Here is a 25,326-nt window from a genome sequence, read left to right on the forward strand (position 1 = left end):
TTACTTACCCGTCTTTCCGACCTTGCGGCGGACCTGCTCGCCGTCGTAGCGAATACCCTTGCCCTTGTAAGGATCGTCCTTACGCAGGCGGCGAATGTACGCAGCGACCTGTCCAACCAGTTGCTTGTCAATACCAGATACGGAGAGCTTGGTTGCGCCATCCACAGCGAAGGTGATGCCCTCCGGAGCCTCGATGAGGATCGGGTGGGAGTAGCCCAGAGAGAACTCCAGGTCCTTACCCTTCTGCTGGACACGGTAACCGACACCGAAGATTTCCATCTTCTTGGTGTAGCCCTCGGTCACGCCAACAACGGCGTTGTTGACCAGGGAGCGGGATAGACCGTGCAGGGCGCGGTTCTTGCGGTCGTCATCCGGACGGGAGACCTTGATCTCGTCGTCCTCGACGGCTGCGGTGATCGGCTCCGGCAGCTCAACCTCGAGGGTGCCCTTGGAACCCTTGACGTTGACAACCTGGCCGTTGATGGTGATCTCGACGCCCTTCGGGACGGCGATAGGTGCTAGACCGATACGAGACATGTGTCAATCCTCCCTTACCAGACGTAGGCGAGAACTTCTCCGCCTACACCCTTCTCCTGAGCCTGACGGTCGGTAAGCAGACCCTGAGACGTGGAGATGATGGCCACGCCCAGGCCGCCCAGAACCTGCGGCAGTTCGGTGGACTTTGCGTACACACGCAGACCCGGCTTAGACACGCGACGCAGACCCGAGAGGGAACGCTCACGGTTGTTGTACTTAAGCTCGAGGGTCAGCTCGTGGCCCTCGACGGAGTAGTCAGCGATGTAGCCTTCCTGCTTCAAGATCTCAGCGATGTTCGCCTTGATCTTGGAGGTCGGCATCGACACGACGTCGTGGTGCGCATTAGATGCGTTGCGCACGCGCGACAGCATGTCGGCAATAGGATCAGTCATAGTCATATGAGTGACCTGTAACCTTTCTCGTTGCGGTTCCCGTAATGCTCACCAAAGCGTTTTCCGTGTGATTTCGGGCTACTCACGCTCCCCGCGGTCAATACCGCGAGGCGCTCGCCACCCTTTGATACAGACAACGGTCCGCTATCTACGGCGAGGGGCCTACAACAAAGTAGATGTGTTCAATTCTTCCGGCTTGGCACGTTTCCGCACCTCCTGTGCTGTTTTCGCGGCGCAGGAGTGGAAAAATGCAAGTCCGTCGGCTTACTCTACCCGTTGACATGCTGTTTTCCAAAACGCGTTAGCATAGTTGGTTATGAGTGAAGAACAAGACCCCATCCGCACGGCACACCAGTGGCTCCAAGAGGCCGCCGAGCTTATCGACGTGTCCCCGGCCGACGCCACCGCCCTCGTCACAGAGCTGCTTGACCTCACCAAAGACGTGGCCCATACCCAATCCCGTCCGGCCGCTCCCCTAACCGCTTACCTGGTGGGGCTCGCGTCCAAGGACACCGATGAGGCCCGCGCGCACATTGCCACCTTGAAGGAGGCCCTCAACCGATGAGCGGGCGCGTCAACGCCACCTTCGCTGTGACCAAGGTGCGCCTCGATGAGGAAGGCCACGTCACCCAAGTCGATACCCGTGGCGATACCGTCGCCGGCGAAGAGCCGCTGGAGATCCGCGTCGGCGGCCAGACGCTTACGACGACCATGCGCACGCCCGGCCACGACGTCGAGCTGGCGCATGGTTTTCTTCATTCCGAAGGACACATCGAGAAGGTCAGTGACGTCCGGGAGGCTCGCTACTGCGCCGGCGCCTCGGTGGATGGGCGCAACCCCTATAATCTGCTCGACGTGGAGCTGGCTAACCCCAACGCGATCACGCTTGCCGATCTGCGATTGACGGCTACCACGTCTGCCTGCGGTGTGTGCGGCACCTCGTCCATCGAGGTGCTCATGAAGCAGAGCCGCTACGAGATTCCGCGGGTGCCGGTGGATCCCGGGGTCGTCGCCAAGCTGCCCGAGGCCCTCAAGCGGGAGCAGAAGCAGTTCCGCAAGACCGGCGGCATTCACGCCGCTGGGGCCTTTACTCTCGACGGCGCGCCCGTCGTGGTGCGCGAGGACGTCGGAAGACACAACGCGGCGGACAAGGTCATTGGCCACCTGCTCATGGAAGGCACGCTGCCTGCCAGCGACCTCATCCTGGTGATGAGCTCGCGCGCAAGCTTCGAGCTGGTCAACAAGGCCGCTATGGCCGGCTTCGGCATGCTCGTCGCAGTCTCCGCCGCCTCCTCCCTGGCCGTGGAAACCGCCCGGGAGACCGGAATGGCGCTCGTGGGCTTTGCCCGAGGGGATCGCTTCAACCTCTATTCGGGAGAACTTAGTCGCGATACGCCTCCGGGCCGGAGTTAAGCCAGGCGTACACGCCGCCAATCAGGAAGCCGCCGCCAATGAGGTTTCCCACCCACACGATGGACCAGTTGGCCAGCACTGCGCCAAGGGTAAAGCCCTCGGGCAGCGGGCTGGCACAGAAAAAGGTCAAGGTCATCAGGCAGAAATTCGCGATGACGTGCTCAAGCCCCAGGCCGACAAAACAGGCAATAATCGGCACGATGACGAAGAACTTCGACACCATATCTTTGGCAAAGATAGCGCCGACGATGGCCATGTTGACCACGAAGTTAGCCAAGATCGCTTCAACCAGCATTCCGCCGGGATCCTTAGTGAGCTTGCCCATCGCCAGGTTAACGATGAGGTGACTCGGGTCGATGCCGCCCAACTTGGCGGACATGCCCATAGCCGCTGCGAAGAGTACCGCGCCAACGAGGTTAAAGAGCGTCGTGACCACCAGCAGCCACAGCGCCTTGCCCCACCCCACCTGTTTCTTTACGGCGCCATAGATCATGAACATCATGTTGCCCGTCGCCAAGTCTGCACCCAAGATAACGATGGCAAAAAGGCCTAGGCCGAAGAGGCTGGCAAAGACCAACGAGCCTAGTCCTTCCGCATGCTTTTCGACGCCCATCCCCATCACCGCAGCAAAAGCCGTACCGATAGCGAGGTACACGCCCGCCAGGGTGGAGCGCACGGCGAAACGGGCGAAGGACTCATCGAGCAACGTGACCTTCTTCGTCACGGCCGCCGCAGCAGCATCATTCAGGGACATCTCTTACCTCACTGGGGAACACAGACTTTTCAGACGCTCGTAGTCTACTCCCCACGTCAGACATACCCATTGCTCAGGGGAGACGACACCCCAAAAAGGGCGCAGACGCAAAAATTCCCCCGGAGCTCCTTCACGGAGTCCCGAGGGAATTATTCAAGCGCTATTTACTTGAACGGGAAGCCGAGCTCGCGCAGGAGCTTGCGGCCCTCCTCGTCGTTGGTAGCGGAGGTCACGACGGTGATGTCCATACCACGCGGGCGGTCCACCTTGTCGATGTCGATCTCGTAGAACATAGTCTGCTCGGTGAGGCCGAAGGTGTAGTTGCCGTGGCCGTCGAACTGCTGGTCGGAGAGACCGCGGAAGTCGCGAATACGCGGCAGCGCGATGGTCAGCAGGCGGTCCAAGAACTCCCACATGCGGTCGCCGCGCAGGGTAACGCGTGCACCGATGGGCATGCCCTCACGGAGCTTGAAGTTAGCGATGGACTTCTTAGCGCGACGCACCTGCGGCTTCTGGCCGGTGATAGCGGTAAGGTCCTCGAGAGCGCCGTTGATCATCTTGGAGTCGCGGGCAGCGTCGCCCACACCCATGTTGACAACGACCTTAGTGACGCCCGGAATCTGCATCACATTGTCGTACTTGAACTCTTCGTTCAGAGCCTTCTTGATTTCCTCGCGGTAGCGGGTCTTCAGACGCGGAGTGTAGTTCTCGCTCATGTTAGATGTCCTTCCCGTTGCTACGTGCGATGCGGACCTTCTTGCCGTTTTCGTCGAAACGGTAGCCCACGCGGGTCGGGTTGCCCTCGGAGTCAACGATCGCAACGTTGGACACGTGGATCGGAGCTTCCTGGGTCACGATTCCGCCGGACTCGGCGCCACGCTCGGTAGCGGAGTTAGCAACGTGCTTCTTGACGCGGTTGACGCCCTCAACGAGGACCTTGTCGCGCTTCGGGTATGCCTCGATGACCTTGCCCTTCGCGCCCTTGTCCGGGCCCGAAATAACGATCACCATATCGCCCTTATGAATCTTCATAAGACTAGATCACCTCCGGTGCGAGAGAAACGATCTTCATGAAGCGCTTGTCACGAAGTTCGCGAGCAACCGGGCCGAAGATGCGGGTACCGCGCGGCTCGTTGTCACCCTTGAGAATAACTGCGGCGTTTTCATCGAATGCGATGTAGGAGCCGTCCGGACGACGGGTCTCCTTCTTGGCGCGCACGATGACGGCCTTGACGATGTCGCCTTCCTTTACGTTGCCACCCGGGATGGCTTCCTTGACAGTGGCGACGACGATGTCACCAATGCCAGCGAAACGTCGAACGGAGCCGCCGAGAACGCGGATAACGAGGATCTCTCGTGCACCGGAGTTGTCGGCGACGCGCAGACGCGATTCTTGCTGAATCACTATGGGTCTCCTGACCTGGATTAACGTGCGTCAAGATTTCCGTCCTTGACACACCTGGTCTACTTGCTTACGTGGCACAGGCTGTGCGACGAACTCGCTGTTCACAGCGGTCGAAGGGTCTCGGTGCGGCGATTCGGAAACGCATCGCGCTGCACCGACCGGCCATATGCAACCCATACATTCAAGCATGCCTCTTCCCTTGACCCCAAATCGTCGCGTCAATCTTCCACCACCGGCTTGCACCACCGATCGGCGGCAGCTCACCCCCAAGGAGATGTTCATAGCCACCCACGGCGTGAATTAATGCACCAGACTGCATATTTTCCTGCAGATCCCTAAGGGTCGATCGCTTCTTCAGGCTGATTTCAGAAAATAACACGCTGGCAGGGGTGGTTTTTAAGCTGTGCTTAAGTATTGCCAGGCTGATGCCATTTGAATACAATGCAGACGACAGAAACCAAGAGTTCTCTCGCGCACCGCGCATTCTCCCCGAAAGCTGAGTCACATGACCACACGTGCCATCCGTTCCCTCATCGCATCTGTTGCCGCAACGTCGCTTCTCATCGGCGGCGTCAGCGCCGCCCCTGTTGCACTCTCTCAGCCGGTATCGCCGACAAACTCCGTTAGCCAGGGCATTCCCGCAACCGGTAACCTGCAGATCCACAAGATCCTCGGCCTCCCGCAGGATACCCAGGCCGACGGTACCGAGAAGACCGTCGGTGGTGATCCGGGCGTGGGCATCACCTTCAACGTCTCGCGTGTGAGCAAGGGCAACGATCCGATCGACCTGACGAAGCAAGCAGGTTGGGCAGCCATCTCCGGCGTCCAGCTCCAGGACAACGGTGCCCTTCCTGAAGGTTTCACCAAGGGCACGACCACGACCGAGACCACTAGCAGCGATGGCACCGCTACCTTTTCCGACCTGCCTGCGGGTCTCTACCTGGTAGAGGAGCCTTCCAACCAGGTGGATTCGAACGGCAAGGCCGTGACCCCGTCCGCTCCCTTCCTGGTAACAGTTCCCATGACCCATCCAGAGGGCAATGGCTGGCTCGATACGGTGCACGTCTACCCCAAGAACCAGGTAACGGAAGCCCCCACCAAGAAGATCAACCAGATCATCGACAACAACACCGGCCCCGGCCTGCACGTGGGTGATTCCATCCAGTACCAGGTTGACTCGACCGTCCCGGTCGTCTCCGCGCCCTCCCAGGACGAGGAAGGCAAGTCACAGCCCGGGACCGGTCTGCCTAAGGCCTTCACCATCACCGATAAGTTGCCCGCAGCGCTGGGCGAGCCCACCAACATTAAGGTGAGTTTCGGCGGTGCCGACCTTCAGGACACCCAGTTCACCACCAAGGCCTACCAGGTCGATGGCCGCTGGGTACTGCGCGTGCAGGTCAACCCGGCCGAGCTGAACGGCACCAATCCCGTTGAGGCGAAGCAGCTTTCCGTTACTTTTGACGCGCCCGTCAATCAGATTCCAGAGTCCCTCGACAACGTTGCTTGGGCCGTGCCGGACCAGATTCCGGATTCCGAGCCCTGGGACCCTGAGAACCCCGGCGATGGTTCCAACCCGGGTACGTCCACCGGTGGCGACAACGACACCGTTCCGGCCACCCTGAATTTCGCGGACATTGCTGTCAACAAGCTCGATGCCGCCGATGAGCAGACCAAGCTGGCCGGTGCCGAGTTCCAGCTGCACCGCTGCGATGCCGACGGCAAGGTAGTGGGCGACGCCCTCACGCTCGGCACTGGGGATGACGCTACGGACACCTGGACCACCAGCGATCAGGGCTCCCTGCTCATCAAGGATCTCACCTACAACCGCGTGGATTCCGCAGGCACCGAGGATGACATTTGGACCAGCATTAAGGGCTTCGAGAACACCACCCAGTTCTGCTTGGTGGAAACCAAGGCCCCCGCTGGATACGCGCTTTCCTCCGCACCTGTGCTCCTGACCTTCACCGCTCCCGTTGAAGCCGATGACACCGAAACCCCGGTGAACGAGGTTCGCTACAACGCCACCGCCGACATCCAGAACGCGAAGACCAGCGGCATCCTTGATCGCCTACCGCTGACCGGTGGCATGGGCATCTGGCTCATCATCGCTCTTGGCCTCGCACTGGCTGCCATCAGCATCGCCCTGTCGCGCAAGAAGGCCTAAGCGACTTCGCGCGGTTCGCGCGACGTGACGAAAACATAGGAAGGAAAGGGAGGGGATTTGCCCTTGAGCAGCGCACCTGATGCCGGATCCTCCCCCGCGGAGACATCGCGCGGCCGTGGCCGCTCGATCCTCTCCGTCCTATTTCTCATCGCCAGCCTGCTTGTGCTGCTCTATCCGGTGGTCACCACTTACTACCAGAATGAGAGGCAGGCCAACGTCGCGGATGCCTACCGCAACTCGACGGTCAAGGACAGGGATTTCACCGAGCTCATCGAGGCGGCACACGCCTACAACAAGCAAAACGCCGGTGCACCAATCCTTGACCCCTGGCTGGCCCGCGTGGCTAAAGATAACCGCCCCTACCAGGACTATCTAGAGCAACTCAACGTCACCGGTAATCCGAAAGATCCCATGGGCGTTATTGCTATCCCCAGCATCAATGTCAAGCTCCCCGTCTATCACGGCACGGAGCCGGAGGTGCTGGAGCGAGGCATTGGGCACCTCTACGGCTCTCCGTTACCAGTCGGTGGCGAGGGCATGCATTCGGTGCTCACCGCCCACACGGGACTGGCACACGCCACGCTTTTCGACGACCTGGATGAAGTCATCGAAGGCGATCGCGTCTACCTCAACGTCGCGGGCCAGCAGATGACCTATGAGGTCGACAGCATAGAAACCGTACTGCCCACGGAAATCTCTTCCTTGCAGCCGGTTCCCGGCAAAGATCTCATCACGCTGATTACGTGCACTCCCTACGGCATCAACTCGCACCGCCTCCTCGTGCATGCGCATAGGGTTCCCAACGACGCTGCTGCCGAAGATGCTTTTAATAACAACACGAGCATCCAGTGGTGGATGTTCCTGGTTCTTGCCCTCATCGTCCTGATTGTGGTGGCGTACTTTGTTCGAAGGAGGATGAATGCGCGCCAAGATTCTGCCGACAGCAGTTCTCGTCCTACTGCTTAGCGCTGCTCCGGCCGCTGCCACCGTCATCAATGTCCAGCTAGACCCCGGCAACCCTTATGATGACGTACCGCAAATTAATGTCGAGGACGTGCCCATCGTGCTTGTCGACGCCTCCGGCAACCGCACCACGCTACGCACCGTGGACGGCTCCGTGGACTTTCAGGATGTCGCTGATGGGCACTACACGCTGACCTTCCCTGAGAACCCCGAGTACCGTTCGGTGGATTTTTCCGTGCCGGTCCGTGATCCCCAGACCGGTAAAGAGCTTGCCGGTGTGAAGGTATACCCCAAACACAAGAGCACCCCTGACGGAGGCGATGACAATGGCGGCAGCACGGGGGACTCAGATTCCACGCCAACCATCCCGCCGTGGGCCGAACCCACCTACCCGCAACAGTCGAGCTCCCCGGGGCCAACCAGCGCGCCCCGCTCTCCCAGCACGAGCCCGGCGCAAACACAACCCGACAAGCACGGTGGCACCCACTGGTCGGATAGGTTGGCCTCCACTGGCGCCAACGTGTGGTGGCTGATCGCGGCAGCAGGTCTGGCCATTCTGGCCGGCCTCAGCCTGATACGTAGGGGCAAGCGCCGTAACCAGGGGGACACCGAGGACACAGTGCAGACAGGAGACCAACGATGAAACGCATTCACACGCTCAGCGCACGAGTGATGGCAGTGCTCGCTGTCATCGTCCTCAGCGTGGCAGCGGTTGTCGTCGCACTTCCCTTCCCCGATGGCTCTGCTCCCGCCGCACAGGCTCAGCAGAATCAGCCGGCTTCACCGACAGCGCAGCCTTGGGACAAACCCAGTACTCGCTGCGGTACGTCCACCGCCGTCGTGATTGATGCTTCCTACAGGCCTGGTCTCGATTACCTGCACTTCGGCATCGTGGAGTACCCGCAGGTGTTTTCCCGGATGCTCCAGCCAGGCCTGGAGTCTTTGCTCCAGAAAGACCCGGCCGCCAAGGTCGGTATTTACACCTATGATTCGCTCTCCCCGGCAACGCTCGTTAACTCGCCCAACCTGAGCGAAACGTCGATTGAGGATCCCCGCAACCCAGGCAAACTCAATCCGACAATCTCGAATAGGCTGTCGGACACTCGGCGTCGCGGCTACAACGATACACACAACATGCAGGCCGGCCTGCTGGCGGTGCTTGATGACATCAACAAGGGCGCACGCTATGACCAGATCATGGTGTTCACCGAGTGGGGGCCTACTGCCATACTCAACTCAGACGGCACCGCCAACGACGGCGGCAGCGCGCGTGGTGTGGATCAGCAGGAGCTCGACGCCACCAAGGACGTCATTCGTCAGTTGGCCGCGAAGGGTGTGCAGGTGATTCCGGTCGGCTTCGGTGCCCAGCACCGGTCTGATGACCCAGGCGTCGTGGTTCCTGGGTATTACGACCCCAGCCCCCGGGATGCAAACCCCAACAAAGGTGACTCCCATGGCTTTAAGATCCTCCAATCAGGCAATTCGGCACCTTATTACCTGACTGGTCCGAACTTGCTGAAGGAATTGGCCTCGGCCTCCATCGATAGCAACGCCTATTACAGCGTCTGGGTTCCCAACGAACCGCGGATTCAGATCAGTAACACTGGCCGTCAAGGCGAAATATTCAGCATCGCGGACTTTGTCAGTCCATGTCTTTCCGCCAGCGTCAACGTGGTGGATAAAAACCAAAAACTCGTCGAGCGCGTTTCTGGGCGCGACGTAGAGATCGCGCCCGACCCCACGAAGTCCTACATGGCGACCGTGCCCACCGATTCCACGGATGGCTTTGCCCGCGAGTCCATCCCGGGAAACCAGTCGGCTTCGCAGGCCACGATGGCCTACACGCTCAAAACCCCGTTGGAGATGCACACGGACGCCCAGTGCTTTGCTCAGCAGCCCGGGAAGGAGCAATGGTCTGAAGTCAGCGGTGAAAAGGTAGAGCAGAAGGATGACACGCTCACCGTCAGCTTCACACGCGAGCCCAATGTCAGCTATCACTGTTCTTTCCTGCTCCGGGAAACCGCGCAACTATCCATAACCAAGCTCATTCAGGCCAACGGGCCGGTCAACCAGGCTCTCAATTCCGAAGACTACGGCCAATTCCACTTTGCTTATCAGTGCACCGACACGGGCGCGCCCTACTCGGAAAAGAAGCCCTTCACGCTCAAGGGGATCGTCTCTCCCGCCTTTGCTGAGGGCTCCCCGCTGTCCGCGGCCTTCGATGGCGGAACCATGTTGCCCCACACCCTCGACGAGCGCATCCCTGTCGGCGCTAGCTGTACCGTCACCGAAATAGAGCCGCGTACTCGCCCGGGATACTTCTCCAGCACCACGAGCTGGGAGCTCAACGGCAAGGAGGTCCCCGGGAAAATCAGCAGTACCGTGCCCCGGGAGGGTTACCAGTGGTACGTCGATAAGCAGCTCCGGCCGTACACACCGACAGGTGCTCCCCAAAACCCGCAGACCACCTTCGAGGTAATACCTTCTCAGCGCGGCGGCGCCGTGGCGCTCAAGGCCACCAACGTCTATGACTCGCCCCACGTCACCCAAAAGGTCAAGATCGCTGTGGATAATCCCGAGGTCTTTAGGGGCGGAAACACAGATCTCGCTCCGAAGTCTGTGTGGGTAAACTACCGCTGCCGCTACATCCCTGATGCTGGCGACCGCCCAGAGATCTCCGATAATCCAAACCTCTCCCCCATTCCTGTTCCGGGCAGCGGGGACAACCCCATCGAGGTCCCGCTCAGCGAGTCCAACGGAACGCTCACCGGCAGCGCCACGCTGGGTTCCTTCCCGGTAGGCACCCAGTGTCTCTACGAGGTAACCGGCAAACCCACCGAGGACGGCTCCTCCGCCGAACCCATTGCCCAAGGCTTTTCCCTCGCCAAGCCGCAGTGGTCCTCGCAGGCCTGTATGAAAGACACCGCCGCGTCCCCGGGCTACACCCCGACTCCGCGCGAGTGCCCAGGCAACTACTCCTACGTCTACCCGGAGCTCAACGCCAAGAGCGAAGCCCTCACCATGTCCGCGAACCTCGAGTTCCGTAGGAACTTGCGCCAGGTAGACGTGGTCAAGGAGCTCGCCGGCGCTGCGGGTGCAGAATTCCACGGGACTGACTTCCCGGTCACCATGACCTGTACCCAGACTGAGGACAACACCTGGCAGGTTTTTGGCCCGAAGGAGTTTGCTATCAACTCCGCCAAGCTGGCCGAGATCGCCGATGTCCCGGCTGGCTCCACGTGCACCATCGAAGAGAAGATGCCGGAAGGCTTTGATTCCGAGGGCTATGATTTCATCCTCCCAGATCCCGTGACTGTCGACGTCCCCGCAGCCACTGCTGGTGGTGCTTCTGCGGAGCCGATCACGGCCACTGTGAAGAACACCTTCGAGGATAGTTATGGCCAGCTCACCCTCAATTACAGGGTCAACACCGATAATGTCGATCCGGGCAACACCAACGACCTCACCGGCGTGGAAGGCAACCTCAACGCCGTGTGCACCTTGCCCGATGGCAACCCACTCAAACTGACTAAGGCTCTCCGCCACGGTGAATCCTGGGAGGTCCAGCCACAGGACAGCTTTAGTGAACGCTACGACGCCACCCGCGGCCTGCCCGTGGGCACCAAGTGCAGCATCACCGTGACCGCCACGGAGAATCTCGAGGCTCTCGACGTGGAACAAAAGCCGGGCACCGCGCTGCAGTACCCGGAATACACCGTGCACGAGGGACCCAACGGCCTCGACGTTGAGCTGGTCCTGGATGAGCCGGCCAAGGTGCTAGAAATTGCCTTCTCCCGTGCACTGCTGCAGGCACCCGACGCCGATGTCTACCTGCCGCGTGAATACACGGTGGACTACGCCTGTATTCCCAACGACGGCTCCGCCCCCAATACCGGCAGCGAAACCGTCTACGCTTCTGCGTCCGACGGCCCCCAATCCGTCATCGTGGACAACGTCCGCGGTGGTGAAAACTGCACGATAACTGTGGAAGAAGGCCGCGCGGACAAGCCCTATACGGATGTCTTCTCCCGCGAGGTGGTCTTCAGCGCTGGTCCCCCTCGCAATACGGAGGAGACCATCACCGCCGATGGGCCAGCGAGCTTTCACCTGACCGTTGGCAGCGGAAACCAGAGTGAACTGGTCCGGGCACAGTTCACATACAGCCCGATCCTCGCGGAGATGAACCTGTCCAAGGTACTTCACGTCACCCAGGGCGGTTCCCCTGTGGGGAATGAATCACCGGTCTACCAGGCACTTTTCAAGGACGCGACGTTTAGCGCCTCGGTCGTGTGTACGCGTGATGACACAACCCTGCTGCAGACTGCAGCAGAGTTTGGACCGGATTCGCCTGCTTCCCTCAAGGTACCGGCAGGCAGCGAATGCGCAGTGACCGAAGACACTAAGAGCACGGCCTACACAGGGGCGCCGGACGTGAGCATCAACGTCGGTGGCACCACCACGCAGGGCAACGAGGCTACCGTACAGGTCGGCACGGGAACCGGCGCTACCGCTCCGGCGGTCACCGTGACCAACGCCTATGACATCAAGGCTGCCTCGATGCACGTCAAGAAAAAGGTCGATGGCACTGGTATGTCCTCCGTCTCCGCCAACAAACAGTTCCCGGTGGCCTGGACCTGCACCCTCAACGACGTGGAGGTTGCTTCCGGTGAGCTCAGTATGGGCCGCTTCTCCGCGGCCGCAGCCAGCGCTATTGAGGGCATCCCGGTAGGCGCAAGCTGCCGTTTGAGCGAGGATCCCGCTAAGGTTAAGGACCCAGGTGCAAACGATCCTAATGCGCAGGGCGACGCCTACTATTCCACCTGGCGCTCGCGTTGGGCAGTCGATGAGAGCGAGACAGGTTTCGCAACCGAAAAGCGCTGCAATGACGCCGACGAATGCTCCGTGGTTCCTGACACTCCCCACGCGGCCACCTATGAAATCCGCGATGCTGGCTTCAACTACACGGCCATCCTGTGGAATACCTACGACCTCTACACGGTGCCAGTAAGCGTGAACAAGAAGCTCGATGCAGAGCAAGGCCACAAGCTGGCCCAGAGCACCGACTTGGCGCCCGCCACGGGCACGCTGCGCTGCACGGATCCTTCGGCTCCGGATCACCCCTTCATCCCGGATCCGACCCGCACCGCCTCGGTGAAGTTCCCGAAGGGTGGCGGACAGGGTTCACTCACCTATGTCCCGGACTCCGCTACCGACGGTGCTTCCCAGGTCACCAGCGACACCATGGAGGTGCCCGCCAACTTCGTGTGTACCTTCATCGAGGACGAGCCCCAGACGCAGTTCGAGGTCCCCGGCGCCAACGGCACCCTCGTGACGATAGGCAGCACGGTGGACACCAGCTTTGAGACGGAGACTGTGAACAACGGGGCTGCACCGCAGCCGGGGCCGGCCCCCTCCCCCATCGAAGGCAAGCGAGGCACCACCTTCGCTATCGATAGCGAACTGGTGCGCAACAACGCGAACCTTTCGGGTGAGGCAGAGGGTGACCGCCACACTCTTCAGGTGACCAACGCCTACAAGCTCGACACCACAACCATCACCGCGGAATTTGCCAAGCAGCGGGCAAGTATCGGCGATGTTTCCGAATGGCTGCCGAATACCCTTAGCCCCTCCGTAGTATGCACGGATCCGCTGCTGGGCACACGGGAAGAAAAGAGCCTGGAGCTGGAATCCGGAGCTGAGCCCACCACCATCGGTAACTTCACCGTGGGCACCTCGTGCGAGGTCACATCACATGCGGAGGCTCTGGCTGCAGACTACAGTTTTGTCGACGTCGCCGGGCGTAGCGTGCATACACGCGGCGACGCTACCACCGGAGTCATCGCCAGCGTCCCTATTACCGAACCACTTCGAGTGCAGACCCAGAATTCCGGCACTGACCGCGTTGTTTTCGCTCCCACCTACACGGTGTTGCAGCTAGCGCCTGCAGTGTCCAAGGACTTCGCGGGGCACAAGGTCTCGGACATCGTCACCGATACTGATTCCTTCGAGTTCACCTACACGTGTACATTCAACGACCTGGTTCCCGGCCAGCCGGAGCCCTTCCCATCCGCGGGAAGCTTTGAACTCAGCCGCCAGGACGGCAATTGGACTGCCCCTGCCACGATGCCCCAGGGTTCCGAGTGCATCATCACCGAGCAGGCCCCGCCACAGGCGGTGCAGGACAGGCTTGATGCCGAGAACCTGCAGATGACGCCCTACTACACCACGCTTGACGACGAAGGCGAAAAATTCCTCCACGCCATCGGCCCTGAGGGCCTCACCCTGAATGCAGATCTGCCGACTGCCGCGATCACCAACGGCGTCTACCGCAACGACGGCGAAGTCCAAGTACAAAAGGTCCAGGCAGACCTCACCACCGCCCTGGGCGGTGCTGAGTTCTCTATCTACGGCGCGGCTGCCGACGGCTCCCTGGCTGAGAAGATCTCCGATATGACCACCGTCGAAGGCACGGCCGGTGAAGTGAGCAACACCTTCACCACCCGCCTGAAGCCGGGCACCTACTTCCTGGTGGAGACCAAGGCAGGTGACGGCGCCTCGCTCTTGCCTGGTGCGTGGAAGTTCACCGTCGCAGCGGCCAATGACCCTGCCTTCGAAGATCTTCGAATCTCCATCGAGGGAGTCACGGAAAACTCCGGTCTCATCACCCTCGTGGAGGCAAACCCAGAGGCCGACGAACCGGCCATCATCCAAGTGGCCAACGTGGCCCAAGGCGCTCTGCCCCTCACCGGTAGCAGGACCTTGGTGCTGTGGCTGCTCGCCGGAATCGGGCTTGCAGGAACAGCCCTCTGGTTGAGGAAACGCGCTTAAAACGACACAGAGGGTGAAACGGACAACGTTGTCCGTTTCACCCTCTGTGGTTTAGGCCTGGGGAGCCGCGGAACTAACCTCAGCGGGTTCTGGTTTTGGGTCCACGGTAAGAAGCGCATCGCCGAAGGAGATCTCCTCGCCCATGGCATAGGCCGGGAGCACTGGCCCCGTCTTCTTCGAGTTGGACACGACCACCGGGGTGGTCACCGGGTAGTCGACGGCCTTGATGACCTCGATGTCGAACTCGCAGAGGAGGTCGCCAGCCTTCACCTCATCGCCCTTGGACACATGCGAGGTGAAGTGTTCACCCTTCAGGTTCACGGTGTCGAAGCCGATGTGCATGAGGATGTCCACGTTGTTGCCGTCGATGAAGACCCCATTCGGGCCATTGAGGCGGCCGGAGGGGCGGAGAGAGGTGGAAAAGCGGACGGTAGTTCATGCTCTCGATAGTATGGGTTCCATGGAGATTATGGTGTGTGGCGAAGGCCTTGTTGACCTCGTTCCGCGCGAGCACGGTCAGCTGGCGGATTTAACACCGGCATTGGGTGGCGGTCCTTTCAACGTCGCGGTCGCGACGGGGCGCTTGGGCGCTGACGTGGGGTTTCAGTCGCGGCTCTCGCGGGATGCCTTCGGGCAAGCGCTCATGGAGCGTCTCACCGAGGAGGGCGTGGACACCTCCCTTGTGCAGCGCGGCGAGGAACCCACCACGCTGGCGGTCTGCAACATCGGCGAGGACGGCTCAGCCACCTACTCCTTCTACACGGAAGGCACCGCCGACCGCTTTGTAGATCCAGCGCTTGTCGACGTCCCCTGGGCCTGTTTCGGCACCGTCTCCCTCGCCCTGGAACCTGGCGCCTCCCGCTATGCCGAGTTGCTAAAGGACCTTGCTGCGAAGGGCACGAAGGTCGCGCTGGACCCTAACATTCGCCCCTTCTTCGCCACCCCGGAGCATCGTGAATTCTTGTTATCGCTGTTGCCACACGTCACTTTGTTGAAGTTAAGCGACGAAGAAGTGGAATTCCTAGGCGAAGACGCACTGGCACAGGTACCCATCGTCGTAACGACCCGCGGCGCAGAGGGGTTGGCGTGCGCACGGATTCGGTATCGCTGCAGGTCCCGCCGGTTAAGGTCGAGGTGGCAGACACCATTGGAGCCGGTGACACGGTCATGGCCGCGCTGCTGAGCCAGTTGCTAACGCGGGATATCAGCGCTTTAAGCGCCGAAGAGTGGCAGGAGATCCTCCACTTCGCGGCGACGGCCGCAGCCATTACGGTTTCCCGCACGGGTGCGCAACCGCCCACGCTTCCGGAAGTGGAGGAGCGCCTATGAACTACCCAGTGCGTGCCGGTGTAGTGCACGGCCTGCTCTTTGTGCTGGTGGCCGGGGCCTTTATCCTGCCGGTGGTCTTCGGTAGCGCAGCACTTCTGCCGGTGCCGTTTGCGGCGTGGGCATCGGTGGCGCTCGCCGCGCTAGCGCTTATCGACGCCTCCTACCACGCCTTCTCCCCCTCCCAGCGCCCCACCCGCGGCTTACGTGCCCTTTCGGCTGTCGGGGGCGTTGCGCTCATCGCTGGCTGGTTGGTGTGGCTGCGGATCTATAACTCCATCGACCTGGTGAACGCCACGCCCTACCGCATCGGCACTTTCCTACTCGGGGTAGGCGCGGTGCTCAGTGGGTTTTGTTGCGCCATTGCGCTCACACACCGCGGCGCGCGCTAGGAAATCTCCTCCACTTCCCGCGAGTGCCTTGCAGGAGCCAAAAAATAGCCCCCACGCTTAGCGTGGGGGCTATTTACGTAGAAGAGGGCTAGATTTTACTTAGCCTTCTCCACGATCTCGACGAGACGGAAGTGCTTGTCCTTGGACAGCGGGCGAGTCTCGGCGATGAGAACGCGGTCGCCGATGCCGGCGGTCTCGTTCTCGTCGTGCGCCTTAACCTTCTTGTTAGTGCGCATGATCTTGCCGTAGAGGGCGTGCTGCTTGCGGTCCTCGAGCTCGACAACGATGGTCTTATTCATCTTGTCGGAGACAACGATGCCGGTGCGGGTCTTGCGAGCGCCCTTTTCCTTCTTAGTGTTCACGTTTGCCTCACTCATGATTAAGCCTCAGCTCCCGGAGCAACGGACAGGCCCAGCTCGCGCTCGCGCAGAACGGTGTAGATGCGGGCAATGTCGCGCTTAACCGTGCCGATGCGGCGGTTGTTGGTCAGCTGGCCGGTGGCCTTCTGGAAACGAAGGTTGAAGAGCTCTTCCTTCGCGTCCTTCAGGCGGTTCTCCAGCTCAGCGTTGTCGAGCTCGCGGAACTCGTGGGCGGGGGTACCGTTAGCCATTAGAACTGGTCCTCCTTCTTGATGATGCGGACCTTGCACGGAAGCTTCTGACCAGCGCGGCGCAGAGCCTCGATGGCAGTAGCCTCGTTCGGGTAGGTCATCTCGAAGAGGATGCGGCCCGGCTTAACGTTGGCAACCCACTTCTCGACGGGACCCTTACCGGAACCCATACGCACGCCGAGCGGCTTCTGGGTCAACGGACGGTCCGGGAAGATGTTGATCCACACCTTGCCACCACGCTTGACGTGGCGGTTGATGGCAATACGTGCGGCCTCAATCTGGCGGTTGGTGATGTACGCCGGCTCGAGAGCCTGGATGGCGTAGTCACCGAAGTTGATGCGGTTACCGCCCTTGGACACACCCGAGCGGGTCGGGCGGTGCTGACGACGGTACTTGACGCGCTTAGGAATCAGCATGGATTAGCCCTCCTGCTTCTGCTGTGCGCGCTGGCGACGCTGGCCACCACGACGCGGACGACCGTTGCGGTCGCCGCGGCCACGGCCCTGCGCCGGAGCGTTCAGTTCGGACTCGCGGACGCCACCGACAACGTCACCCTTGTAGATCCACACCTTGATGCCAATGCGGCCGAAGGTGGTGTGGGCCTCTGCGGTGCCGTAGTCGATCTCGGCGCGAAGGGTGTGCAGCGGAACGCGACCCTCGTGGTAGCGCTCGGTGCGGGACATCTCAGCGCCGCCCAGACGACCAGCCAGGAGGATCTTAATACCCTTAACCTGCGGCTGGCGCATAGCGGACTGGATGGCCTTGCGCATTGCGCGGCGGAATGCCACGCGGTTAACCAGCTGCTCAGCGATGGACTGTGCAACCAGGGTTGCGTTGGCGTCGACCTGCTTGACCTCGAGAATGTTGAGGGCAACCATCTTGCCGGTGAGCTTCTCCAGCTCGCGGCGAATACGGTCAGCCTCAGCACCGCGGCGGCCAATCACGATGCCCGGGCGGGCGGTGTGAATGTCCACGCGGACGCGGTCGCGGGTGCGCTCGATGACGACGTCGGCGATGCCGGCGCGGTCGAGGCCCTTCTCCAGGTACTCGCGGATCTTGATGTCTTCGGCTACGTAGCTTGCGTAGTCCTTATCGGCGTACCAGTGGGTCTTCCAGTCGGAAGTGATGCCCAAACGTAGGCCGTGAGGATGGATCTTCTGGCCCATTACTTGGCCCCTTCCTTCTGGCTCTCGACAACCACGGTGATGTGGCTGGTGCGCTTACGAATCATGAATGCGCGGCCCTGTGCGCGCGGCTGGAAACGACGCATGGTCGGACCCTCGTTGGCGTAGGCCTCGGAGATGACCAGGGTGCGCGGATCCAGGCCGAAGTTGTTCTCAGCGTTGGCAGCTGCGGATGCAACGACCTTGGCAACCGGCTCAGCGGCGCCCTGCGGAGCGTACTTCAGGATTGCAAGTGCCTCGGCTACGGACTTACCGCGGACCAGGTCGATGACGCGGCGTGCCTTCATCGGGGTAACGCGGACGTAGCGAGCCGTTGCGGATGCGGAGGTGATGGTGTCACTCATCGCTTATCGACGTCCCTTCTTGTCGTCCTTGACGTGACCCTTAAAGGTCTTGGTGGGTGCGAACTCACCGAGCTTGTGACCAACCATGGAGTCCTCGACGAACACCGGCACGTGCTTGCGGCCGTCGTGGACGGCGAAGGTGTGACCGATGAAATCGGGCAGGATGGTGGAGCGGCGAGACCAGGTCTTGATGACCTGCTTGGTGCCGGCCTCGTTCTGAGCATCAACCTTGTTGAGGAGGTGCTCATCGACGAACGGGCCCTTCTTAAGGCTGCGTGGCATTGTTTACCTCCTCTTAGCGCTTCTTGTTCGGGCGACGACGGCGCACGATCATGTTGTTCGAGTAACGGTTCGGGTTGCGGGTGCGGCCTTCCTTGTGGCCCCACGGCGACACCGGGTGGCGACCACCCGAGGTCTTACCCTCACCACCACCGTGCGGGTGGTCGACCGGGTTCATAACGACACCGCGGACGGTCGGGCGGACGCCCTTCCAACGCATACGGCCGGCCTTGCCCCAACGGATGTTCATCTGGTCAGCGTTGCCAACCTCACCGACGGTGGCGCGGCAACGGATGTCGACGCGACGAATCTCGGAGGACGGCATACGCAGGATGGCGTACTTGCCTTCCTTACCCAGCAGCTGGATGGAGGCACCAGCGGAGCGAGCCAGCTTAGCGCCAGCGCCCGGCTTGAGCTCCACAGCGTGGATGGTGGTACCGGTCGGGATGTTGCGCAGCGGCAGGTTGTTGCCAACCTTGATATCTGCGTTCGGACCAGCCTCAACGATGGTGCCCTGCTTCAAGCCCTTCGGGGCGATGATGTAGCGCTTTTCGCCGTCTGCGTAGTGCAGGAGGGCGATGTTAGCGGTACGGTTCGGGTCGTACTCGATGTGAGCGACCTTTGCAGGGATGCCGTCCTTGTCGGTACGACGGAAGTCGATGAGACGGTAACGGCGCTTGTGGCCACCGCCGATGTGGCGGGTGGTGATGCGGCCGTAGTTGTTACGACCACCAGTCTTGCTCAGCGGGCGCAGCAGGGACTTCTCCGGGGTCGAGCGAGTGATTTCCTCGAACTCGGACACGGAGGATGCGCGGCGACCCGGAGTTGTCGGCTTGTACTTACGAATAGCCATAATTCTTCCTTTTCCTTATCGGCTCTTTAAGCCGTTCTGCTAGCTAGCAGAACCGCCGAAGACGTCGATGGAGTCGCTGCCTTCACGGAGCGTCACGTAGGCGCGCTTGGTGGACTTACGCTGACCGAAGCCGGTGCGGGTGCGCTTGCGCTTACCTGCACGGTTCACGGTGTTCACGGAAGCAACCTTCACGCCGAAGATCTGCTCGACGGCATCTTTAATCTGGGTCTTGTTGGAGTCCGTGGAGACGTAGAACGTGTAGACGTTCTGCTCCATCAGGCCGTAGGACTTCTCGGACACAACCGGTGCGATGATGACGTCGCGCGGGTTAGCGAGCTTAGCCATTACTTCTCCTCCTTAGCTTCCTCGGCGGCGCCGGTAGCGCGCTCGACGAAGGTGTGCAGAGCCTCAACGGAGAACACAACGTCGTCCGAGTAGAGGACGTCGTAGGTGTTCAGCTGGCCGGCGTCCAGGATCTGGACGTTCGGCAGGTTGTTGGCGCTGCGGCGAGCATTGATGTCCTCGCGGCCGATGACCAGAAGAACATTCTTGCGGTCAGTGAGGCGCTCGATGAAAGCCTTGGCCTGCTTGGTGGACGGGGTCTGGCCCGGGACGAGCTCCTCGATGACGTGGATGCGCTCGTTGCGTGCACGGTCAGACAGTGCGCCGTAGAGAGCAGCCTTGATCATGCGCTTCGGGGTGCGCTGGGAGTAGTCGCGCGGAACCGGGCCATGCACGGTGCCACCGCCGGTGTAGTGCGGAGCACGGATGGAACCCTGGCGGGCGCGGCCGGTGCCCTTCTGGCGGAACGGCTTGCGACCACCACCGCGGACCTCGCCGCGGGTCTTGGTCTTGTGGGTACCCTGACGAGCGGCAGCGAGCTGTGCGTTGACAACCTGGTGCATCAGAGCAATGGATGCCTCGGTGTCAAAGAGCTCTGCCGGCAACTCAACGGTGCCGTTGGTCTTACCGTCAGCGGTCTGGACGTCTAGCTTGAGGTTGCTCATGCGTGTGCACCGCCCTTCACTGCGGTCTTAACGGTGACGAGGCCACCGCGCGCACCCGGGATAGCACCCTTGATGAGCAGCAGGTTGGACTCGGCATCAATCTTCTGAATCTTCAGGTTCTGGGTGGTCACGCGGTCCTGGCCCATGCGGCCAGCCATGCGCTTACCCTTGAAGACGCGGCCCGGGAACGAAGCGCCACCAATGCCACCAACGCGGCGGTGAGCAGCCTGGTTACCGTGGGCAGCGCCCTGGCCTGCGAAGCCGTGGCGCTTCATGGCGCCAGCGTAGCCGTGACCCTTGGTGGTGCCGGTAACGTCAACGAAGGACACGCCCTCGAAGATATCCACCTTGACCTCCTGGCCGACCTCGTATGCGGAGGTGTCGTCCATGCGGATCTCAGCGACGTAACGGCGCGGGGTCGCGCCAGCCTTCTTGAAGTGACCGGTTGCAGGCTTATTGACCTTGCGCGGGTCCTTCTCACCGAAGGCAATCTGGATGGCGTTGTAGCCATCGGTTTCTACAGTACGGATCTGGGTAACCACGCACGGGCCAGCCTCGACGACGGTCACCGGCACAACGCGGTTCTCCTCGTCGAAGACCTGGGTCATGCCGAGCTTGGTGCCCAGAATTCCCTTGATCTCGTTTTCACTCATTGTTTGTTCTCCACCAAATACGTTGTGTCGATCGCTTACTGGATATTCACGTCGACGCTTGCCGGAAGGTCGATGCGCATAAGGGCGTCAACGGTCTTCGGGGTCGGGTCGAGAATGTCGATGAGGCGCTTGTGAGTGCGCATCTCGAAGTGCTCGCGAGAGCCCTTGTACTTGTGCGGAGAACGAATAACGGCGTATACGTTCTTCTCGGTTGGGAGCGGCACCGGGCCGACAACACGAGCACCCGTACGGGTAACGGTCTCGACGATCTTCTTAGCAGAAGCGTCGATGGCCTCGTGGTCGTAGGCCTTCAGCCGAATGCGGATTTTTTGTCCCGCCACGCTTATCCTCTTCCTCGCTTCCCCACTTTCACATTCCCGGCCTATCCGGGGCGTGAAGCGGTGGGAAATTGCTTCTCGATTTCTCTATAACGTTGTCCGGGCTGGAAGCCATGGCTCAACGCCAGTTGTCTGACTGTCATGACGACCACGAGAGTGACTTAAGGCAAAAACCCAGAGTGCAGTGCTCGTGACGGGGTACAAGACCCGTAGTCAAAGTAAATAGGAAGAAGACTGGGGCGTTAGATCTTAAAGATCCGCAACCAAAGCCTTATTCATATACTGCCGCTGTTTATTTGCCATGCCCCTTCTCCGGTCCATCTTCTCGGGATTGTCTCTGCTCAAGCGCGGACCTAGCCCGATCGGATGACCTTCGCGTGTTGTTCCAGAAGAACTCCACAACAAAGGTGTCATGTTCGCCTTACCAGCAACAACGCCCTACAGGCATCAGCCTGCGGCTACGTCGCTGTGTTAAAGCAACCCCTGTATTTAAGCACGTAACCTCGCGTTTTCCAAACTCCTGCAGAAACAGTGCGTAACATCACGTTTTGGCCAAGGATTGACTCTCCGCCGCCCCGCGGACCGCGTTCGCGGTTAAGCTCGTGGCGTAGATACAGACCTACATCAACTACACAGTGAGAGGGATCCACCATGGCTGAGAACACCACCCCCAAGGACGTCGCCGAGCAGACCGCCCCGGCTAACGACGCCACCCCGGCCCCTGCCCCGGAGCGCAACAAGAACCTGGAGACCGATTTCGGCACCACCCGCATCGATGATGTCGTTGTGTCCAAGATCGCCGGCATCGCTGCCCGCGAGGTTTCCGGCGTCGCCGCCCTCGGCGGCGGTGGCGCCCGCATGATGGGCTCCATCCGCGAATCCTTCGGCGCTTCCGAGGACGTCCGCCAGGGCGTGAGCGTCGAGGTGAACAACGGCACCGCTTCCATTGATATCGCCATCATCGCCGAGTACGGCGTGGCCATCCACGAGCTCGCCGAGGCTATCCGCCGCAACATCATGAATGCGGTCGAGCGCATGACCGGTCTGTCCGTCGATCGCGTCGACGTCGTCGTCCACGACGTCAAGCTGCCGCGCGAAGAAGACGAGTCCGCCGAAACGGCCCCGGCAGTTACCCAGGGCCAGGCATAACGTGACCTCTGCCGAGCTCACCCTCCCCATTGCCACGTCCATAGCGGAGGCGGTGACGGATCTGAGGGGCGTCGCCAAGCTTTCGCCCGGCCGGTTCGGGGAGGTCGCGCTGCTCTTCCCCGGTGAGCGCGTGCACGGCATCCGCCGCCCCAGCCCGCAGGATGACACGCACCTAGAGCTGCACATCGTCGTTGATGTCAGCGCTGGCGTTCCCCTCGCCGAGCTTGGCGACGCCACCCGCACCACCGTCCGCACCACCTGGCCCGCGGTGCGCCGCGTGGACGTTGTCTTCGACGACGCGGTCTAAGAGGAACCGACATACAGAACTAAAGGAAAACCATGAAGAATTACACCTCCCTCGGCGTGATCGCCGGCTTGGTTCTGGCCTTTTTCATCTACCTCGGCGTGTGGTACGTCGCGCTCGCGGTGTTGCTTGCAGCCGTGGGCGGCGTGATCGGCGCACATTTCGACGGCCGCATCGACCTCACCGCGGTGTGGAAGGGCGTGGTCGGCCAGGATAGAGGCCGAGGCTAGTGAACACCGAATCTACCGGGGTCACCCTCTTCGGGCGAACCCGCTTTTCTCTGCGCGCGATGGAGAAGGTTATTAACGCCGCCATTGCGAGCGTGCCGGGAACCGCGGCTGTCGACGCCAAACTAGCTGGCTTGGCCGGCCGCGCCTTTCCGCGCGTGATGGCGCAGATGGATCCGGATACGCAGATGGTCGCTGTCGACGTCGATATTGCCGTCTACTGGCCCTCCCCCGTCACCGACGTTGCGGCAGCCGTTCGCACGGCGATACGTGAGGCCGTGCGTGATTTCACCGGTTTCCGGACCACCCGCGTCAACGTCACCGTGGGTGGCGCCGTGGCAGGCGAACGCACGACTGCCTTGGCGGTCGAGACACGGGCGCCGCTGCCGGCGCAGATCCCCGCGATTGTGCCGGAGCGTGTCCTAAAGCCCATCACCACCGCGAACGGCGTGCCCGTGCGCCACATTGCGGCCCCACGCGAGGCTACGGTACGTGCTGTGGCGGCACCGGAGGGCCCGCGGGTGCGTGGTGTTGCTACGCCATCCGAGGTTGCGGTTCGCACGGAAGGTTTCGGCCCTTCAGAGCAGCGCTACCACGAGCTGCGGCCAATTCGCACGGCAGCACCGCAGCCGCTGCGCGTTATCGCGGACCCCGCGCCCGTCGAAGTCCGCTCGGTGGCGTCACCCCAGGAGTTCGCGTTGCGCCGCATCACTACTCCCCGCCCGGTCCAACCGCGACACGTGGACGTTCCGCAGGCACCAGCGCTGCGCTCCCCGCACGCCGAGCCGCTCCAGCTGCGCCCGATTGAGATTCGGCCCTCGGCCGAGTTCACACGCCGGGTAGACGTCCCGCGCCCGGCGCCGCTGCGCGCCATCACGATCAACGAAGGAGGCCATTATGAGTGAGAACTCCCTGCCCGTTGGCTTTGGTCAACGCCCGAAGGCCTCCCCGCCGGCGCGCGGCTGGACCATCATCCTGGGCATCGTCCTGCTCGTCGCCGCCGTGGTCGTGGGGCGTGAGGCCTGGGTAGTGGGTGCCGATGAGGGCGCTGCGTCGTGGTTGCAGCCGTTCATCGATGTGATGTCCTCCCCGGAGATCCACGGGTGGATGCTGGTGGCCGGCGGCGCGGCGATCCTCATCGGACTTATTTTGTTGTGGGCTGCGTGTGCACCGCGGAAGACGACGCACGTGCGGATTGGCTCCGAGGATGCGTCGATGTGGTTGCGCGCGGTGGACATTGCGCGGGTGGCGTCGGCAACGGCGCGTCGGGTGCCAGGAGCTACAGCAGCGCGCAGTAGGGCGCGGATCTCCGGGGACCAAGCGCGCATTACGGTGACTGCGACGGGCGATGCCGACGACGCGCAGCTTAAAGAGCGCGTAACTGAGGCGGTGACCGCGGCACTCGCGGCCATTACCCCGGCTCCGGACATCACCGTGGTGCTTGAGGATGAACAGGAGGAGATCGCTAATGTCTAAGGCGCTTGCCGGCGTGGACCGTACGATCCTTGCCATTGTGGGAGTCCTGCTCATTGCTCTGGGCGCGTGGCCGATTCTCATCCATTTCGATGTCGCTTTTGCCACTTACCTGGCAACGTGGGTTGATCACGACACATGGGCGGGCTTGCCGGGGCAGAGTTGGTGGCCCTATGCGCTGGGCTTGGCGACGATTGTGTGCGCTCTAGCCGGTCTGTGGCTTGTAATCAGCAACCTGCGGCACCATCGGTTTAGCGCGGTATCTTCGGAGCAATCGAATGAGGAGGGAGCGATTAAAACTGAGATGTCCGCGATTGCGGGCGCAGTGGCGGATACCCTCGCTGAGATTGAGGGCGTGGAGAAGGTCTCGCTGCTCGTCGCCTACGACCGCTCGCGGCCGACTCTGCAATACGAGGTCCTGGCGGATCCCGATACCCCGCTCCTGCGGATTAAGGACGCCATTGAGGTCAACAACCGGGACTTCCGCGCGGCGTTCCCTGACGTGGATGTGGATACGCGGTACAAGGTCCACTTCACGAAGGTGCGCAATGCGGTCGTCTAGATACCGCCTACCCTGCTCACAACACTGCCCGTGAGCAGGGTTTTCTTCTCTCCGGTTGCGGGGTTGCTGGTGCTGTTTTAGTCTCTGTGCCCATGGGGGATATCGAAACCTACCTCCGCCTTCGCAACTCGGGGATTGCGCTGGTGGAGCATATACCTGGCACACCCGA

The 25,326-nt window shown here is 61.4% G+C and carries 31 protein-coding genes and 2 pseudogenes; 14 read left to right on the forward strand and 19 right to left on the reverse strand.

The features are described 5' to 3' along the window. Both rplF and rpsH read right to left on the reverse strand, forming a co-directional pair. Complete coding sequence (gene rplF, locus RDN59_RS01345; protein ID WP_049157327.1) at window positions 1-537, reverse strand: 50S ribosomal protein L6; 537 nt, start codon at window positions 535-537, stop codon at window positions 1-3. 14 nt (window positions 538-551) lie between these two features. Further along, window positions 552-935: a 30S ribosomal protein S8 gene (gene rpsH / locus RDN59_RS01350; protein ID WP_049157329.1), complete on the reverse strand. Its 384-nt coding sequence runs from the start codon at window positions 933-935 to the stop codon at window positions 552-554. A gap of 310 nt (window positions 936-1,245) precedes the next feature. On the opposite strand from rpsH, the gene RDN59_RS01355 reads away from it, so the two are divergent. Both RDN59_RS01355 and fdhD read left to right on the forward strand, forming a co-directional pair. Continuing rightward, window positions 1,246-1,494, forward strand: a complete 249-nt coding sequence (locus RDN59_RS01355; protein ID WP_308606227.1) for a DUF6457 domain-containing protein — start codon at window positions 1,246-1,248, stop codon at window positions 1,492-1,494. Further along, window positions 1,491-2,342, forward strand: a complete 852-nt coding sequence (gene fdhD, locus RDN59_RS01360; RefSeq protein ID WP_308606228.1) for a formate dehydrogenase accessory sulfurtransferase FdhD — start codon at window positions 1,491-1,493, stop codon at window positions 2,340-2,342. Before RDN59_RS01355 ends, fdhD begins: the two co-directional genes overlap by 4 nt. Here the strand turns inward: fdhD and RDN59_RS01365 are convergent. The 5 genes from RDN59_RS01365 to RDN59_RS01385 form a co-directional block, all read right to left on the reverse strand. Next, the gene (locus RDN59_RS01365) at window positions 2,311-3,096 is read right to left on the reverse strand and encodes a formate/nitrite transporter family protein (protein WP_308606229.1); all 786 of its coding nucleotides are present in this window, start codon (window positions 3,094-3,096) and stop codon (window positions 2,311-2,313) included. The two genes, fdhD and RDN59_RS01365, sit on opposite strands and share 32 nt — an antisense overlap. Before the next feature lie 164 nt (window positions 3,097-3,260). Then, window positions 3,261-3,812, reverse strand: coding sequence for a 50S ribosomal protein L5 (rplE, locus tag RDN59_RS01370; protein WP_046648471.1), 552 nt, complete (start codon window positions 3,810-3,812; stop codon window positions 3,261-3,263). Window position 3,813: 1 nt separating this feature from the next. Continuing rightward, window positions 3,814-4,128: a 50S ribosomal protein L24 gene (rplX, locus tag RDN59_RS01375; RefSeq protein ID WP_005527724.1), complete on the reverse strand. Its 315-nt coding sequence runs from the start codon at window positions 4,126-4,128 to the stop codon at window positions 3,814-3,816. 4 nt (window positions 4,129-4,132) lie between these two features. Further along, the gene (gene rplN, locus RDN59_RS01380) at window positions 4,133-4,501 is read right to left on the reverse strand and encodes a 50S ribosomal protein L14 (RefSeq protein ID WP_070527799.1); all 369 of its coding nucleotides are present in this window, start codon (window positions 4,499-4,501) and stop codon (window positions 4,133-4,135) included. Between the two features lie 181 nt (window positions 4,502-4,682). After that, entirely contained in the window at window positions 4,683-5,006 is a 324-nt protein-coding gene (locus tag RDN59_RS01385) for a hypothetical protein (RefSeq protein WP_308606230.1), read from the reverse strand. Between RDN59_RS01385 and RDN59_RS01390 the strand changes: the two genes are divergently transcribed. The 4 genes from RDN59_RS01390 (at window position 5,007) to RDN59_RS01405 (ending at window position 14,456) form a co-directional block, all read left to right on the forward strand. Beyond that, a complete protein-coding gene (locus tag RDN59_RS01390; protein ID WP_308606231.1) occupies window positions 5,007-6,665 on the forward strand; it encodes a SpaH/EbpB family LPXTG-anchored major pilin in 1,659 nt (552 codons plus the stop codon). A gap of 63 nt (window positions 6,666-6,728) precedes the next feature. Next, window positions 6,729-7,631 (forward strand): class C sortase, encoded by a 903-nt coding sequence (locus RDN59_RS01395; RefSeq protein ID WP_308606232.1) that lies wholly within the window; start codon window positions 6,729-6,731, stop codon window positions 7,629-7,631. Further along, window positions 7,585-8,271 (forward strand): LPXTG cell wall anchor domain-containing protein, encoded by a 687-nt coding sequence (locus RDN59_RS01400; protein ID WP_308606233.1) that lies wholly within the window; start codon window positions 7,585-7,587, stop codon window positions 8,269-8,271. The genes RDN59_RS01395 and RDN59_RS01400 overlap by 47 nt, the downstream gene beginning before the upstream one ends. Further along, window positions 8,268-14,456, forward strand: coding sequence for a DUF5979 domain-containing protein (locus tag RDN59_RS01405; RefSeq protein WP_308606234.1), 6,189 nt, complete (start codon window positions 8,268-8,270; stop codon window positions 14,454-14,456). Before RDN59_RS01400 ends, RDN59_RS01405 begins: the two co-directional genes overlap by 4 nt. A 51-nt stretch (window positions 14,457-14,507) precedes the next feature. Here RDN59_RS01405 and RDN59_RS01410 read toward each other — a convergent pair. Further along, window positions 14,508-14,819: pseudogene (locus RDN59_RS01410) on the reverse strand (PTS glucose transporter subunit IIA); the annotation flags it as partial. Between the two features lie 97 nt (window positions 14,820-14,916). On the opposite strand from RDN59_RS01410, the pseudogene RDN59_RS01415 reads away from it, so the two are divergent. Together RDN59_RS01415 and RDN59_RS01420 are read left to right on the forward strand one after the other, a co-directional pair. Then, a pseudogene (locus tag RDN59_RS01415) lies at window positions 14,917-15,785 on the forward strand (carbohydrate kinase). After that, the gene (locus RDN59_RS01420; RefSeq protein ID WP_308606235.1) at window positions 15,782-16,174 is read left to right on the forward strand and encodes a hypothetical protein; all 393 of its coding nucleotides are present in this window, start codon (window positions 15,782-15,784) and stop codon (window positions 16,172-16,174) included. Before RDN59_RS01415 ends, RDN59_RS01420 begins: the two are co-directional and overlap by 4 nt. A 95-nt stretch (window positions 16,175-16,269) precedes the next feature. On the opposite strand, the gene rpsQ is transcribed toward RDN59_RS01420, so the two are convergent. From rpsQ to rpsJ, 11 genes are read right to left on the reverse strand one after another with little or no spacing between them, the layout of a single operon-like run. Beyond that, window positions 16,270-16,551: a 30S ribosomal protein S17 gene (gene rpsQ / locus RDN59_RS01425; protein ID WP_010189641.1), complete on the reverse strand. Its 282-nt coding sequence runs from the start codon at window positions 16,549-16,551 to the stop codon at window positions 16,270-16,272. Window positions 16,552-16,553: 2 nt separating this feature from the next. Further along, complete coding sequence (gene rpmC, locus RDN59_RS01430) at window positions 16,554-16,784, reverse strand: 50S ribosomal protein L29 (RefSeq protein ID WP_046648476.1); 231 nt, start codon at window positions 16,782-16,784, stop codon at window positions 16,554-16,556. Beyond that, a complete protein-coding gene (gene rplP, locus RDN59_RS01435) occupies window positions 16,784-17,200 on the reverse strand; it encodes a 50S ribosomal protein L16 (protein WP_010189643.1) in 417 nt (138 codons plus the stop codon). The genes rpmC and rplP overlap by 1 nt, the downstream gene beginning before the upstream one ends. Window positions 17,201-17,203: 3 nt before the next feature. Continuing rightward, window positions 17,204-17,950, reverse strand: a complete 747-nt coding sequence (gene rpsC / locus RDN59_RS01440) for a 30S ribosomal protein S3 (RefSeq protein ID WP_308606236.1) — start codon at window positions 17,948-17,950, stop codon at window positions 17,204-17,206. After that, a complete protein-coding gene (gene rplV / locus RDN59_RS01445; protein WP_010189645.1) occupies window positions 17,950-18,312 on the reverse strand; it encodes a 50S ribosomal protein L22 in 363 nt (120 codons plus the stop codon). The genes rpsC and rplV overlap by 1 nt, the downstream gene beginning before the upstream one ends. Before the next feature lie 3 nt (window positions 18,313-18,315). Further along, window positions 18,316-18,594 (reverse strand): 30S ribosomal protein S19, encoded by a 279-nt coding sequence (gene rpsS, locus RDN59_RS01450; protein WP_010189646.1) that lies wholly within the window; start codon window positions 18,592-18,594, stop codon window positions 18,316-18,318. A gap of 13 nt (window positions 18,595-18,607) precedes the next feature. Next, window positions 18,608-19,444, reverse strand: coding sequence for a 50S ribosomal protein L2 (rplB, locus tag RDN59_RS01455; RefSeq protein WP_010189648.1), 837 nt, complete (start codon window positions 19,442-19,444; stop codon window positions 18,608-18,610). 39 nt (window positions 19,445-19,483) lie between these two features. Beyond that, window positions 19,484-19,789 carry a 50S ribosomal protein L23 gene (rplW, locus tag RDN59_RS01460; protein ID WP_042529293.1) on the reverse strand — a complete coding sequence of 102 codons (306 nt, stop codon included), beginning with the start codon at window positions 19,787-19,789 and terminating at the stop codon, window positions 19,484-19,486. Beyond that, window positions 19,789-20,451: a 50S ribosomal protein L4 gene (rplD, locus tag RDN59_RS01465; protein WP_010189650.1), complete on the reverse strand. Its 663-nt coding sequence runs from the start codon at window positions 20,449-20,451 to the stop codon at window positions 19,789-19,791. Before rplD ends, rplW begins: the two co-directional genes overlap by 1 nt. After that, on the reverse strand, window positions 20,448-21,104 hold the full coding sequence (rplC, locus tag RDN59_RS01470; RefSeq protein WP_308606237.1) for a 50S ribosomal protein L3: 657 nt from the start codon (window positions 21,102-21,104) through the stop codon (window positions 20,448-20,450). The genes rplD and rplC overlap by 4 nt, the downstream gene beginning before the upstream one ends. A gap of 35 nt (window positions 21,105-21,139) precedes the next feature. Then, window positions 21,140-21,445 carry a 30S ribosomal protein S10 gene (rpsJ, locus tag RDN59_RS01475; RefSeq protein ID WP_308606238.1) on the reverse strand — a complete coding sequence of 102 codons (306 nt, stop codon included), beginning with the start codon at window positions 21,443-21,445 and terminating at the stop codon, window positions 21,140-21,142. Between the two features lie 648 nt (window positions 21,446-22,093). On the opposite strand from rpsJ, the gene RDN59_RS01480 reads away from it, so the two are divergent. Genes RDN59_RS01480 through RDN59_RS01505 form a run of 6 tightly spaced genes read left to right on the forward strand, consistent with a single transcriptional unit; the run spans window position 22,094 to window position 25,157 of the window. Next, window positions 22,094-22,591, forward strand: coding sequence for an Asp23/Gls24 family envelope stress response protein (locus RDN59_RS01480; RefSeq protein ID WP_046648480.1), 498 nt, complete (start codon window positions 22,094-22,096; stop codon window positions 22,589-22,591). A 1-nt stretch (window position 22,592) separates the two neighbouring features. After that, window positions 22,593-22,898, forward strand: coding sequence for a hypothetical protein (locus RDN59_RS01485; RefSeq protein ID WP_308606239.1), 306 nt, complete (start codon window positions 22,593-22,595; stop codon window positions 22,896-22,898). Between the two features lie 32 nt (window positions 22,899-22,930). Then, window positions 22,931-23,125, forward strand: coding sequence for a hypothetical protein (locus tag RDN59_RS01490; RefSeq protein WP_010189668.1), 195 nt, complete (start codon window positions 22,931-22,933; stop codon window positions 23,123-23,125). Next, the gene (locus tag RDN59_RS01495) at window positions 23,125-24,027 is read left to right on the forward strand and encodes an Asp23/Gls24 family envelope stress response protein (protein WP_308606240.1); all 903 of its coding nucleotides are present in this window, start codon (window positions 23,125-23,127) and stop codon (window positions 24,025-24,027) included. Before RDN59_RS01490 ends, RDN59_RS01495 begins: the two co-directional genes overlap by 1 nt. Beyond that, window positions 24,020-24,598 (forward strand): DUF6286 domain-containing protein, encoded by a 579-nt coding sequence (locus tag RDN59_RS01500; protein ID WP_308606242.1) that lies wholly within the window; start codon window positions 24,020-24,022, stop codon window positions 24,596-24,598. The genes RDN59_RS01495 and RDN59_RS01500 overlap by 8 nt, the downstream gene beginning before the upstream one ends. Further along, entirely contained in the window at window positions 24,591-25,157 is a 567-nt protein-coding gene (locus tag RDN59_RS01505; protein ID WP_308606243.1) for an alkaline shock response membrane anchor protein AmaP, read from the forward strand. The genes RDN59_RS01500 and RDN59_RS01505 overlap by 8 nt, the downstream gene beginning before the upstream one ends. Window positions 25,158-25,326: the final 169 nt, after the last annotated feature.

The sequence above is a fragment of the uncultured Corynebacterium sp. genome, from assembly GCF_902489365.1.
GTDB lineage: Bacteria > Actinomycetota > Actinomycetes > Mycobacteriales > Mycobacteriaceae > Corynebacterium.

Coding starts and splice junctions, on each gene's coding strand:
- rplF (WP_049157327.1), bottom strand. CDS start 537: ATGTCTCGTATCGGTCTAGCACCTATCGCCGTCCCGAAGGGCGTCGAG.
- rpsH (WP_049157329.1), bottom strand. CDS start 935: ATGACTATGACTGATCCTATTGCCGACATGCTGTCGCGCGTGCGCAAC.
- RDN59_RS01355 (WP_308606227.1), top strand. CDS start 1,246: ATGAGTGAAGAACAAGACCCCATCCGCACGGCACACCAGTGGCTCCAA.
- fdhD (WP_308606228.1), top strand. CDS start 1,491: ATGAGCGGGCGCGTCAACGCCACCTTCGCTGTGACCAAGGTGCGCCTC.
- RDN59_RS01365 (WP_308606229.1), bottom strand. CDS start 3,096: ATGTCCCTGAATGATGCTGCTGCGGCGGCCGTGACGAAGAAGGTCACG.
- rplE (WP_046648471.1), bottom strand. CDS start 3,812: ATGAGCGAGAACTACACTCCGCGTCTGAAGACCCGCTACCGCGAGGAA.
- rplX (WP_005527724.1), bottom strand. CDS start 4,128: ATGAAGATTCATAAGGGCGATATGGTGATCGTTATTTCGGGCCCGGAC.
- RDN59_RS01390 (WP_308606231.1), top strand. CDS start 5,007: ATGACCACACGTGCCATCCGTTCCCTCATCGCATCTGTTGCCGCAACG.
- RDN59_RS01400 (WP_308606233.1), top strand. CDS start 7,585: ATGCGCGCCAAGATTCTGCCGACAGCAGTTCTCGTCCTACTGCTTAGC.
- RDN59_RS01405 (WP_308606234.1), top strand. CDS start 8,268: ATGAAACGCATTCACACGCTCAGCGCACGAGTGATGGCAGTGCTCGCT.
- RDN59_RS01420 (WP_308606235.1), top strand. CDS start 15,782: ATGAACTACCCAGTGCGTGCCGGTGTAGTGCACGGCCTGCTCTTTGTG.
- rpsQ (WP_010189641.1), bottom strand. CDS start 16,551: ATGAGTGAGGCAAACGTGAACACTAAGAAGGAAAAGGGCGCTCGCAAG.
- rpmC (WP_046648476.1), bottom strand. CDS start 16,784: ATGGCTAACGGTACCCCCGCCCACGAGTTCCGCGAGCTCGACAACGCT.
- rplP (WP_010189643.1), bottom strand. CDS start 17,200: ATGCTGATTCCTAAGCGCGTCAAGTACCGTCGTCAGCACCGCCCGACC.
- rpsC (WP_308606236.1), bottom strand. CDS start 17,950: ATGGGCCAGAAGATCCATCCTCACGGCCTACGTTTGGGCATCACTTCC.
- rplV (WP_010189645.1), bottom strand. CDS start 18,312: ATGAGTGACACCATCACCTCCGCATCCGCAACGGCTCGCTACGTCCGC.
- rpsS (WP_010189646.1), bottom strand. CDS start 18,594: ATGCCACGCAGCCTTAAGAAGGGCCCGTTCGTCGATGAGCACCTCCTC.
- rplB (WP_010189648.1), bottom strand. CDS start 19,444: ATGGCTATTCGTAAGTACAAGCCGACAACTCCGGGTCGCCGCGCATCC.
- rplW (WP_042529293.1), bottom strand. CDS start 19,789: ATGGCTAAGCTCGCTAACCCGCGCGACGTCATCATCGCACCGGTTGTG.
- rplD (WP_010189650.1), bottom strand. CDS start 20,451: ATGAGCAACCTCAAGCTAGACGTCCAGACCGCTGACGGTAAGACCAAC.
- rplC (WP_308606237.1), bottom strand. CDS start 21,104: ATGAGTGAAAACGAGATCAAGGGAATTCTGGGCACCAAGCTCGGCATG.
- RDN59_RS01480 (WP_046648480.1), top strand. CDS start 22,094: ATGGCTGAGAACACCACCCCCAAGGACGTCGCCGAGCAGACCGCCCCG.
- RDN59_RS01490 (WP_010189668.1), top strand. CDS start 22,931: ATGAAGAATTACACCTCCCTCGGCGTGATCGCCGGCTTGGTTCTGGCC.
- RDN59_RS01500 (WP_308606242.1), top strand. CDS start 24,020: ATGAGTGAGAACTCCCTGCCCGTTGGCTTTGGTCAACGCCCGAAGGCC.
- RDN59_RS01505 (WP_308606243.1), top strand. CDS start 24,591: ATGTCTAAGGCGCTTGCCGGCGTGGACCGTACGATCCTTGCCATTGTG.